This window comes from Dyadobacter sp. OTU695 (assembly GCF_038440355.1).
In the GTDB taxonomy this organism is placed as follows: Bacteria; Bacteroidota; Bacteroidia; order Cytophagales; family Spirosomataceae; genus Dyadobacter.
Window position 1 is genome coordinate 1 of sequence record NZ_JASATN010000044.1, and the last position, 10,344, is coordinate 10,344.

General features: G+C 49.4%; 10 protein-coding genes. 4 read left to right on the plus strand and 6 right to left on the minus strand.

What is annotated here, in order from left to right; all coding sequences use genetic code 11:
* Positions 1 to 42: 42 nt before the first annotated feature.
* Positions 43 to 453, minus strand: coding sequence for a Fur family transcriptional regulator (locus tag AAHB90_RS32130; RefSeq protein ID WP_342089432.1), 411 nt, complete (start codon positions 451 to 453; stop codon positions 43 to 45).
* Positions 454 to 645: 192 nt separating this feature from the next.
* Here AAHB90_RS32130 and AAHB90_RS32135 point away from each other — a divergent pair, with 192 nt between their 5' ends.
* On the plus strand, positions 646 to 1,041 hold the full coding sequence (locus AAHB90_RS32135) for a MerC domain-containing protein (protein ID WP_342089433.1): 396 nt from the start codon (positions 646 to 648) through the stop codon (positions 1,039 to 1,041).
* Here the strand turns inward: AAHB90_RS32135 and AAHB90_RS32140 are convergent, their stop codons facing one another.
* Positions 1,042 to 2,256, minus strand: coding sequence for a serine hydrolase (locus AAHB90_RS32140; protein WP_342089434.1), 1,215 nt, complete (start codon positions 2,254 to 2,256; stop codon positions 1,042 to 1,044). It lies immediately after the preceding gene.
* 150 nt (positions 2,257 to 2,406) lie between these two features.
* Here AAHB90_RS32140 and AAHB90_RS32145 point away from each other — a divergent pair, with 150 nt between their 5' ends.
* On the plus strand, positions 2,407 to 4,125 hold the full coding sequence (locus AAHB90_RS32145) for an IlvD/Edd family dehydratase (protein ID WP_342089435.1): 1,719 nt from the start codon (positions 2,407 to 2,409) through the stop codon (positions 4,123 to 4,125).
* Positions 4,126 to 4,135: 10 nt separating this feature from the next.
* Positions 4,136 to 4,933 (plus strand): SDR family NAD(P)-dependent oxidoreductase, encoded by a 798-nt coding sequence (locus AAHB90_RS32150; protein WP_342089436.1) that lies wholly within the window; start codon positions 4,136 to 4,138, stop codon positions 4,931 to 4,933.
* A gap of 2 nt (positions 4,934 to 4,935) precedes the next feature.
* Here AAHB90_RS32150 and AAHB90_RS32155 read toward each other — a convergent pair whose 3' ends face one another.
* From AAHB90_RS32155 to AAHB90_RS32170, 4 genes are all read right to left on the minus strand, one after another.
* Complete coding sequence (locus tag AAHB90_RS32155) at positions 4,936 to 5,643, minus strand: hypothetical protein (RefSeq protein WP_342089437.1); 708 nt, start codon at positions 5,641 to 5,643, stop codon at positions 4,936 to 4,938.
* Positions 5,644 to 5,687: 44 nt separating this feature from the next.
* On the minus strand, positions 5,688 to 6,281 hold the full coding sequence (gene gldD, locus AAHB90_RS32160; protein WP_342089438.1) for a gliding motility lipoprotein GldD: 594 nt from the start codon (positions 6,279 to 6,281) through the stop codon (positions 5,688 to 5,690).
* A gap of 126 nt (positions 6,282 to 6,407) precedes the next feature.
* Positions 6,408 to 8,249 carry a glutamine--fructose-6-phosphate transaminase (isomerizing) gene (gene glmS, locus AAHB90_RS32165; RefSeq protein ID WP_342089439.1) on the minus strand — a complete coding sequence of 614 codons (1,842 nt, stop codon included), beginning with the start codon at positions 8,247 to 8,249 and terminating at the stop codon, positions 6,408 to 6,410.
* Between the two features lie 206 nt (positions 8,250 to 8,455).
* Complete coding sequence (locus AAHB90_RS32170; protein ID WP_090380574.1) at positions 8,456 to 9,262, minus strand: glycogen/starch synthase; 807 nt, start codon at positions 9,260 to 9,262, stop codon at positions 8,456 to 8,458.
* Positions 9,263 to 9,468: 206 nt separating this feature from the next.
* On the opposite strand from AAHB90_RS32170, the gene panC reads away from it, so the two are divergent.
* A complete protein-coding gene (panC, locus tag AAHB90_RS32175; RefSeq protein ID WP_342089440.1) occupies positions 9,469 to 10,311 on the plus strand; it encodes a pantoate--beta-alanine ligase in 843 nt (280 codons plus the stop codon).
* Positions 10,312 to 10,344 lie beyond the last annotated feature (33 nt).

Consider the following 10,344-nt stretch of genomic DNA (forward strand, 5'->3'; position numbering starts at 1 on the left):
ACGAAGTGTGATTTTGCTCTTTTTGATACAATCTCTTTTCGTTTAGTTGCATTTGGGACAAACGCCCTGTATCAGCAGATTGAAATGTTCTGGATTATAACCCTCCGGCAATTGTACCGCCGGAATATGCAGGTTTTCTAGGCAATTGGTTTCACCGCACGCGCTGCATTTGAAGTGAATGTGGTCATGCTGGTGCTTTTCTTCGGAACAGCTGTGCGAGCATAATGCGTAGCGCAGGCCTTCGTCGTCCAGGACCTTGTGGATAATGCCTTTTTCAAGGAACGTTTTGAGAGTCCTGTATATGGTAACACGGTCGTAATTCTCTCCCAACGCTCCTTCCAAATCACCGTGCGATAATGCGTTCTTACGATTGATAAATGTTGAAAGCACGTCTTCGCGGCAGGTGGTCGTCCGCAAGTGGTGCACTTTCAGCGTGTCTCTTAATTGGTCCATTGTTCCCAACAGTTTGATAATTCCTCCCTCCTAAAACCTTTCGCATCAAAGTTAAGTTCTAACCGGCTCAAATTCCAAGGATTCCGATTACACTTTCACGGACCGGGTGCGCATACCTGAAAAATATTCTGCAACCCTGTTGCAAGTTCGGAACAACGGTGCTATTTTTGCAACATTATTGTAGGTAGGAAAATGAAAGCAGTACACTCACATGGCAAGGCCGACTACATTGGGATCTTAGGATCTGTGTTGTGCATTATCCATTGCATACTGGTCCCTGCATTGGCATTCGGCTCATCGGTGGCTACACATAACCATTCGCATATCGGCCTCATTTCTCTCGATTACTTCTTTATCCTTATCAACGGCGTCGCGGTTTACTATGCCACGCGCGATCACCGCTCGCTGGGTGTCCGCATCCTGCTTTGGAGCGCATTGGCGATTTTCTCCGTTTCATTGATTTTCGAGGGTCGGCATCAGGCTTTTTCTTGGCTGGGTTACGCAGGCTCCGGGTTGTTGATCGCGGGCCACCTTATCAACCTCTACATTTGTCAGATCGCCCCGCGGTTGAAGTTCAGAACCCGCTGATCATTTATCATACTGCACTTCAAAACGGCTTAAATCCGGCCGGTTCGGGCGCTTTCTTTCGAGTTCGTATTCAAAGATTGTTTTCCCGAGATTAGCCATGAACGGGAAACCCACCGTTTCATAATCGTATTTATTGTCATTGAAAATCCCGTCCTCGTTGCAGTAGATCACCGCGGTTACCATAAACTCTATCCCCTTTTCAAAATCAGCGATATAGGCATTGTCAAGGAGGAAGCCATACGCATCCCCGCATTTGTTGAACAACCTGATATGCCGTGGAAGTCTCGTTTTAGTAGCGCCGAAAAGCAGGAATTTTACAAAACCATCGTAATAGTCATCGGTATAACTCGCCGGATAGCTCGTTTCAACCGGGAACTGCGACATGTACTGGTACATAAACCGGTAATCCTCCTCCGTCAGATTAAACCGCTGTGACGCTGGCACCTGGTCCGGAAAAAAGAGCGTTCTCAACAGCCGGTGTTGTTCTTCGAGCGGGAAAAAGTTCTTTTTGGTAAAATCAAACGGCTCATTCACCAAAGCGCCGTCTTTCATATAGCCCTTGCCCAGCATAATCGGCGCGGGCGCATGATATTCCATCTCATTATACTTCGCAGGCTGCTCGAAAACGATCCTGCCATCCTTTTCAAAACGGATAGGATTAGTATAACGGTTATTCTCCGGCCCGATCGGCGAATCGAGGCGGTGCAGGATGCGGCTATCTTTAAAACCTTTGCTGTGCAGGCTGTCGTTAAACTCCTGCTGCCCTATAAATTCGTAAAGCCTGTTGAATGCGTCGTTATCACTTGCCAGCAGAATTTTTTTGGCATAGTGCGCCACCGACGGCAGCCCGTTTTCCGCGCTCGTATCCGTCTTCACGGCTGTTTGCTCAGGTCTTACGGCGTCGGTGAACATCGGCGTGTACTTGTCGATGCCCAACTTGTTCAGCTTCTCGAATGCGAGCGCAACCGCCGGTAGTTTCACCGTGCTTGCCGGATAAAAATACTCGCCGGTATTTACCCGGTAACCATGCGTAGTAAAGTGCGGTACATTGTTTTTATTCCTGTCGATCTTAGTATAGAGCACCTGCACTTTATATTTTTCAGGGTTTTGCAGGATTTGCGAGAAGCGCTCGGGGTGCTTTTTTAACAATTTTTCGATGAAATTATCCGGGTAGTACTGTGCGTGGATTGGCAGGGCGGCCAGTTGTAACGACAAGACAAGCAACAGTTTACAATTTCTAAAAAAAAGCATGGATAAGACCGGGCACGTGTTAGCCGAATATACGATTTTTTATTTTAAAGGGCGTTCGGAATTAGTTTTTACTCCCCGCATCCTTTTCCTGTAAGACATAAAATATGGCAAATAATGGAAGAAAACAAGTTGCGCAGCAGGGGCTGGTTCGGCAAATCGGGTAAGGACGGATTTATTTACCGCGCCTGGATGAAAAACCAGGGCTACCCCGCTGATGAGTTTGAAGGAAGACCGGTAATCGGCATTTGTAATACATTTTCGGAACTGACTCCCTGCAACGGGCACTTTCGTGAGTTGGCCGAGTCCGTGAAACGGGGCGTGTGGGAAGCAGGTGGTTTTCCGCTGGAATTCCCGGTGATGTCGCTGGGTGAAACGCTCATTAAGCCCACGGCAATGCTCTACCGTAACCTTGCGAGTATGGACGTGGAAGAATCGATCCGTGCTAACCCTATCGATGGGGTAGTATTGCTTTGTGGATGCGATAAAACGACTCCCTCGCTCGTGATGGGCGCGGCGAGCGTGGATATTCCGACCATCGTAGTTTCCGGCGGACCGATGCTTACGGGCCGTTACCGCGGCAAAACCATCGGGACCAGCGACGTTTGGCGTTTTAGTGAACTGCACCGCAAGGGCGAGCTCACGCAGGAAGAACTCTACACCGCCGAGGCATGCATGTGCCGCAGCGATGGCCACTGTGCGGTAATGGGTACCGCATCCACAATGGCCTGTATGGTCGAATCGCTCGGGCTTACACTACCTGAAAATGCGGCTATCCCGGCTGCCGACTCACGGCGGAAGGTACTGGCTCATTTGTCGGGCCGGCGTATTGTGGATATGGTCAAGGAAGACCTTCGCCTTTCGCAAATCCTGACCCGCGAGGCATTCGAGAATGCAATCATGATCAATGCGGCGATTGGTGGTTCCACCAACTTTGTGATTCACTTGCTGGCAATTGCGGGGCGCATTGGTGTCGAATTGCATCTGGACGACTTCAATGATCTCTGTAAAAAAGTCCCCCTGCTGCTTAACCTGCAACCTTCGGGCGGATATTTTATGGAAGATTTCTATTACGCGGGCGGCTTACCGGTCGTAATCAAGGAACTTAGCGCTATTTTGCACCAGTCGGTCATCACGGCTAATGGTAAAACCATGGCCGAGAACTCAGCGAGTGCGGAATGCTTTAATCCGGAAGTGATCGGCACGATGGAAGAACCTATTAAAGACCTGACGGGCCTGGCAGTTGTGCGTGGAAACCTGTGCGAGAATGGTGCGGTAATCAAACCATCGGCTTCACTGAAACCGGAACTCATGCAGCATCGCGGCAAAGCGATTGTGTTTGAGGATATCGACGATTACAAAGCCCGCCTTGACGATCCCGATCTGGATGTGGACGAAAACAGTATATTGGTATTAAAAAATGTAGGGCCCAAAGGCTATCCGGGCATGCCGGAAGTTGGTAACATGTCGTTACCTAAAAAGCTGCTCGCCCAGGGCGTGATCGACATGGTACGTATTTCCGACGGACGCATGAGCGGAACGGGATTCGGAACAGTAGTTTTGCACGTATCGCCGGAAGCTGCTGTGGGCGGGAACCTGGCTTTGGTACAGGACGGAGACTATATTGAACTGGATGTGGAGAACAGAAAGCTGCATTTGGAAGTCTCGGACGAAGAACTGGCACGTCGCAGACAACTGTGGAAACCACTCGAATTAGGCTATAACCGGGGTTACGTCCACCTGCACATCGCCCACGTAACGCAAGCGCACGAAGGCGCCGATCTCGATTTCCTCAAAGGAGGCTCAGGCGATAAAGTAACGAGAGATTCGCATTAACAGCATTGCAATGAGTAATCAACTTTTTGATAACCAAGTGGCCATAGTAACCGGTGCCGGACAGGGCATAGGGTTTGAAATAGCGAAACAGCTGGCTTGCCAGGGCGCCGGAGTTATCCTGAACGATACCAATAAGGCCCTCGCCGCCGAAGCAGCCAAGAAAATACGCAACAAGGAAGGCGAATGCGTGGCCTTCTCAGGCGACGCCTCCCAGCCGGAAGTGATCGAAGCGATGGTCGACGAGGCGGTCAAATGCTTTGGCAAACTGACATTGACCGTTTGCAATGCAGGTATAACGCTATTTGGTGACTTCTTTGAATATCCGGCCGAAAACCTGCGGAAGGTACTGGAAGTGAATCTAATGGGTTCATTCCTGCTCACACAAGCGGCGGCCAGGCAAATGCGGAAACAGAAATCGGGCGGGCGGATATTGCTGATGTCGTCCGTCGTAGGCCATCAGGCGCACCAGTTCCTGGGTGCCTATGCGATGACCAAGGCCGGCCTTGAAATGCTGGCTAAAAACCTGGTTATCGAACTGTCGCCGCATGGCATTACGATCAACAGCGTAGCGCCGGGCGCAACTTTAACCGAGCGGACATTGGCGGAAGACCCTACCTATCCCAAAACGTGGTCGGCGATTACGCCAATGGGTAGGCCGGCGATCTGCGAGGACATCGCCAATGCGGCATTGTTTCTGTTATCGCCTCATTCGGGGCATATTACGGGGCAGAGCCTGATCGTCGACGGTGGTTGGACCTCCGTAAGCCCCCTGCCCGATCTCAGCAATATGAATGTCAAAAACAATTAGGATTATTCTCCCGAGAAAAGCTGCGCTTCCAGGTCATCGATCGTTCCGTCTTTTGAAAAGAACAACTCGCGTGGCTTGGCAGCGGTGCTCGGGTTGACGGTCATGAAGCTGCGGTACTGATCGTCGGTAATAATTTTTAAAGACAATGCCCTTTTGAGCACCATGGGGAATGGTACCTTAAAGAAATTGGCAATATCCGATGCCAGAAAGCCCGGCATTTTGGAAATATCGTTCCTGAAAAAACTTTCTACTTCTTCAAAAGGCAGTAATGCTTCGAAAATCAGCTGCTCCGAACGGGCAGCCAGCGATGCCGTATTCGCATAGATGGTGTGCAAACCGAGCGATACGGTCAGCAAATGAATGTGGTAATTGCGTTCGTTGATATCCGAAGCCGCATTCACGAAAACCCACCCTTTCTGATGGTAAATCGCGGAGAACCCTTTGAAAAGCGGGTCTACGTTATGTAGCTGCGCGATCTTGATGCCCTCGGGATACGGTAATTTGTGTCCGATCTGATGCACAATATCCTGCGCATAGGAAATGTCGGCCACCTCGCCGGCCGGTTCGATCATCCAGTCTCCATTCACCAAACCTTCGAACAGCTGATTCGTGATCCGCTGGCTTTCTACCTGTCCCAAATGCAGGACAATGCGGTTACCACGGACAGAAAAATCAAGGAGAAGCTGGTTTTTGGGTTGCTTTCTGGGCATATCGGGAGTGCTGTTGAGGTGTAAGATTCAAATATAAGGCAATTTTATCGCCACTCCAAGGTGTTAAGGAGCTGAACCATATCGGCCTCGAGATAATCGATGACGGGTGCAAGTGAATCATTTTTGGTGGCGGTCGGAAAATAAATCGCGCCTCTCATGAAATGCCCGGTGCTGTCGGTAGTATAAAACTGGTAAGGACTAGGCACATCGCCCTCAATCCTGAACAGCAAGGCCGTCCGGCCCGATTTACTCAGCACACGTTGCTCCTGGATCGACGAGGCCCTGATCTGGTGCTTACTCGCCAGCTTGTAACTATCGTCGATGAAAGCCCTCAGCAAAGCCGGATCGCCGTTCAACGGTTTATAAGTAATTTGAATATTGGCTTTAAACCGTGGATAATTAATGAAAATCCAGTCTTTGCCCGCCATTTTGAATGTATCCGGCTCAACCACCGCGTATTTGGAATACTCAAATGTGTAAGGATAATTGTCGGGAAGCTGACGGTAGCTGTGAGCGGGAAGATCGATGCGGTTATAGCCTTTGGGTTTGGGAACGTAATTCTGCTGCCCTTCTTTTTTACAGCCCGACAATAAAAGCAGTGAAACAGGCAGGCTGATGCTAAAAATTAATTTGTACATAGAGTTGGTCCCGTTGGCAAACATGCGCAAAACTAACGAAAACGTGGGAACATTATTTTCGCCCTACTCTGAAAACAAAAAAGCGAAACTATCAGTGATAGTTCCGCTCTCCGGCGTCCGCCTCCGTTACTCGACGGTAACCGATTTGGCAAGATTTCTGGGCTGATCTACATTCCGGCCCCGCATTACTGCAATGTAGTAGGATAGCAGTTGCAGCGGGATCACGGAAACAAGGGGTGTCAGAATTTCATGGGTATTGGGCACTTCGATCACAAAATCGACCATGCCGGGTATCAGCGTATCGCCTTCCGTCACGATTGCGATCACACGGCCTTTGCGCGCTTTCACTTCCTGGATGTTGGACACGATCTTTTCATAGGAACTATCTTTCGTGGCCAGGAAAACCACCGGCATATCCTCGTCGATCAATGCGATCGGACCGTGCTTCATCTCCGCTGCGGGATAACCTTCGGCGTGGATGTAAGAAATTTCTTTGAGTTTCAATGCACCTTCCAAGGCCACAGGGAAGTTGAGACCGCGCCCCAGATAGATGAAATTTCGCGCATAGGTAAATATAAATGCGATCTCCTTGATTTTGGCTGCATTCTCAAACACTTTATCTACCTTCGACGGGATCGTTTCGAGCTCGATCAGCAACCGGCGATAGGTTTCTTCCGAAATCGTGCCTTTACGCTTCGCGACGGCTATGGCCATCAGCGTGAGCACAGTAACCTGGGCCGTAAAGGCCTTCGTACTGGCCACACCGATTTCCGGGCCCGCGTGTGTATAGGCGCCTGCATGCGTGGCGCGGGCGATGGACGACCCTACCACATTACAAACTCCGAAAATCGTTGCCCCCTTGGATTTGGCAAGTTCGATCGCTGCCAGGGTGTCCGCCGTTTCGCCCGATTGCGAAATGGCTATTACAATGTCGTTTTCCTTAATGACCGGATTACGGTAACGGAATTCAGAGGCATATTCTACCTCCACATTGATCCGCGCAAGCTCCTCAAAGAGGTATTCGGCTACGAGCCCGGCATGCCACGAAGTTCCGCAACCGACAATCACCACACGGTCGGATTGGGCCAGCTTGTCAAGGTAGTCGTTCAGACCCCCGAGTTGCAGGTGTGCGTCGTCCGCACGCAGGCGTCCGCGCATGGAATCTGCAATGGAGCGGGGCTGCTCGAAGATCTCCTTGATCATGAAATGGTCGTAACCACCCTTTTCGATCGTTTCGAGCTCCATTTCAAGCCGCTGAATATAGGGAATGGTTTCCTTGGTACTTTCAAGGTGCTGAATGCTGAGCTTACCTTCGCTGATCACAGCCACTTCGTAGTCATCCAGATACACCACATCTTTTGTATACTCCACGATCGGCGTGGCGTCGGATGCGAGAAAATACTCATTTTCCCCAACACCAATGACCAGCGGGCTGCCCTTCCGGGCTGCAATGAGCTGTCCCGGATGATCCAGCGACATAACTACAATGGCATAGGCACCTACTACTTCCTTCAACGCGAGCCGCACGGCAGCTTCGAGCGTAGCACCCGTTTCTTTCTGGACGTCTTCAATGAAATGGATCAGTACTTCTGTGTCGGTATCGCTCAGGAATTTGTGCCCTTTGCCGATCAGGTTTTGTTTGATCGACGCGTAATTCTCGATAATGCCGTTGTGGATAATGGACAGACGGCGGTTATTCGAATAGTGGGGATGCGCGTTTACGTCATTAGGCTCGCCGTGCGTAGCCCAGCGCGTGTGGCCGATGCCGATCGAGGCAGCGAGGCGCTTTCCGTTCAGCTCCGCTTCGAGGTCGGTCACCTTCCCCTTCTTCTTGTAAATATTCAATTCTCCGTTTTCCAGAAATGCAACCCCGGAGCTGTCGTACCCACGATATTCCAGACGTTTCAGTCCTTTTAAAATCAAAGGATATGCCTCCCTGTTTCCAACATAAGCCACAATTCCGCACATATTCTTAAAATATTTTAATTTTTGTGTATGTCCTAGACAGGGCAAATAAATGGGAAACAGTGGTCGTTAGCAAGCTAATTTTTAATTAAATACTAAAAAATATCCAATTTGCCAACAGTGCTCGAACACGCGCACCATTCCTGAAAAACACAAAAAAGCCGGCGATTCTAAAATCGCCGGCTTTTCTGCCCTTTGAAATCTATCTGTTAGCTTACCAGATCATTGTAGAGATTGTAATACGACTCCGAGAAATTTTCATCCTGCTCGTCGAGCTGCACGCGTTTCGGTGCATTATTGAAAATTTCGTTGAGGCTCGCGCTGCAATGCTCTTCGGCTTTCAGCACCGCGTCGGCATAAGCACATCCGATTTTGACAAAACCTTCGAAATCGGCAGAATGCAAATGTGCCAGCGCTTCGTCACTTACGTCCATGGCCTTGGCTTTGCTCTGCAAATCTGCATCGAATTTATAGTCAAATGCATTGTTGTGTACGGTAAACACACTTTTCGTATCCTTAAACATCGGATCGTTGCGGTAAGTGGTTTTGAGGTACAATGGAATCAGAGCCGTCATCCAGTCATTACAGTGCACCACATCCGGGGCCCATCCCAGTTTTTTAACTGTTTCCAAAACACCCTTGCAAAAGAAGATCGCGCGCTCGTCGTTATCATCGAAAAAGTTATTTTCCTTATCGAAGAAAACGGATTTGCGATGGAAGTAATCATCGTTGTCTATAAAATAGACCTGCAACTTCGCATTTGGAATCGAAGCTACTTTGATGATCAGCGGCTTTTCTTCATCTCCTACGGTAATATTGATTCCTGACAGTCGAACTACTTCATGAAGCCTGTTTTTGCGTTCGTTGATCAACCCGAAACGCGGAACCAGAATCCTGATCTCTGCTCCCCTTTCCTGCATTGCCTGAGGAAGCTTTCTAACATAATCGGCAACATCGGTAGTCTGGAGGAAAGGATTGATTTCACTGGCTACATACAAAATTCGTAGTTTCTCCATAGATCTTTTAGCAGTTTGTGAAAAAAAGTTTTGCAAAATTATACAAAAAAAATGGCAATTTCAAAAGATATTCCAAACTAATTGTCATATTGCGCCCAGTTTGGGATTTCCCTGTCCTGATGTTTCCATAATCTGCTTTACGGTTATCGCTATCTTTAAAAAGCAATCGTAGCCCGCAGGTTACTCCCTCAGTTTTCGAATTTTACATGGAAGTATTCACTTCGGTCAAAAGCCTTCGCCAGTTCTTAGATCAGCAAATTTTTCATCAGAAAACGGTAGGTCTCGTACCCACCATGGGAGCCCTTCACAAAGGCCATATTTCGCTGATCGAAGCCGCGAAAAAGGACAATGATATCGTTGTTTGCAGCGTGTTTGTGAACCCTACCCAGTTCAACAACCCCGAGGACCTGGCCAAATACCCGAGAACGTTCGAGGCGGACCGCGCCATGCTCGAAAATGCAGGCTGCTCTGCTGTTTTTGCCCCGTCGGTGGAAGAAATGTATCCCGAACAACCTGTGGTTAAAATGAACTTCGGTGCATTGGAAACTGTCATGGAAGGCGCTTCGCGGCCCGGGCATTTCAATGGCGTCGGCATTGTAGTCTCGAAGCTGTTTAATATCGTAAGGCCGCACCGTGCGTATTTCGGGCAGAAAGATTTGCAACAAGTATCGGTAGTACGCCAGCTGGTAAGCGACCTCGCATTCGGATTGGAGCTGATCATATGCCCTACCGTTCGCGAAACGGACGGACTGGCGATGTCTTCGCGGAACACCCGGCTGAATTCCGCCGAGCGCGCTATCGCCCCGCAAATCTACCGCATCCTCGCAGCGTCGGGCGAAGACCTCCGCGCTGGCAAGCAGGTTTGCGAAGTAGTAGGTTGGGCGAAAAGCGAATTTGAAAAGATCAAAGAATTTACCCTCGACTATTTTGAGGTAATCGATATCAAAACCCTGCTCCCGGTTGAAACAATCGGTCCTTCCGGCCTTAATGCGATCTGCGTAGCGAGTTTCCTCGGCCCTGTACGGCTGATCGACAATATTATTTTTTGACAAATAGAATGACGTGCTGAATCTTGTTAGGAG

Bases quoted from the DNA above. Each gene is read 5' to 3' on its own strand.
- gldD (WP_342089438.1), bottom strand. From the start codon at position 6,281: ATGTACAAATTAATTTTTAGCATCAGCCTGCCTGTTTCACTGCTTTTA.
- AAHB90_RS32155 (WP_342089437.1), bottom strand. From the start codon at position 5,643: ATGCCCAGAAAGCAACCCAAAAACCAGCTTCTCCTTGATTTTTCTGTC.
- panC (WP_342089440.1), top strand. From the start codon at position 9,469: ATGGAAGTATTCACTTCGGTCAAAAGCCTTCGCCAGTTCTTAGATCAG.
- AAHB90_RS32170 (WP_090380574.1), bottom strand. From the start codon at position 9,262: ATGGAGAAACTACGAATTTTGTATGTAGCCAGTGAAATCAATCCTTTC.
- AAHB90_RS32135 (WP_342089433.1), top strand. From the start codon at position 646: ATGAAAGCAGTACACTCACATGGCAAGGCCGACTACATTGGGATCTTA.
- AAHB90_RS32150 (WP_342089436.1), top strand. From the start codon at position 4,136: ATGAGTAATCAACTTTTTGATAACCAAGTGGCCATAGTAACCGGTGCC.
- AAHB90_RS32130 (WP_342089432.1), bottom strand. From the start codon at position 453: ATGGACCAATTAAGAGACACGCTGAAAGTGCACCACTTGCGGACGACC.
- AAHB90_RS32145 (WP_342089435.1), top strand. From the start codon at position 2,407: ATGGAAGAAAACAAGTTGCGCAGCAGGGGCTGGTTCGGCAAATCGGGT.
- glmS (WP_342089439.1), bottom strand. From the start codon at position 8,249: ATGTGCGGAATTGTGGCTTATGTTGGAAACAGGGAGGCATATCCTTTG.